Source organism: Mesorhizobium sp. M1A.T.Ca.IN.004.03.1.1 (assembly GCF_003997555.1).
In the GTDB taxonomy this organism is placed as follows: domain Bacteria; phylum Pseudomonadota; class Alphaproteobacteria; order Rhizobiales; family Rhizobiaceae; genus Mesorhizobium.
This window is the reverse complement of record NZ_RZTV01000940.1, coordinates 1-243: the sequence shown is the minus strand read 5'-3', so window position 1 is coordinate 243 and position 243 is coordinate 1. Positions and strand designations below refer to the sequence as shown.

1 pseudogene is annotated in these 243 nt (G+C 55.1%); it reads right to left on the bottom strand.

Going from position 1 to position 243, the window contains the following annotated elements:
- Positions 1-163, bottom strand: a pseudogene (locus EOD29_RS34450) (transcriptional regulator); the annotation flags it as partial.
- Positions 164-243: the final 80 nt, after the last annotated feature.

Below are 243 nucleotides of genomic sequence, written 5' to 3'. Positions count from 1 at the left end.
GCCGGTCGCCATCGGCCCCGTCGGTGCGGCTCTCCACGGGAGCGGCAAACCTGTATCCGACCCGCGGCACCGTGACGATCCATTCACTGCCGTCCAAGGCCGGGCCGAGCAGTTTGCGGAGGGCTGCGATCTGAACGGAAAGATTGCTTTCCTCGACCGCCATCCTCTGATCGCGAAGATAATATGCATTTAATTATTGATTGCAATGCATTCAATAATTGGAATTGCGTGGTTCAAAATGAA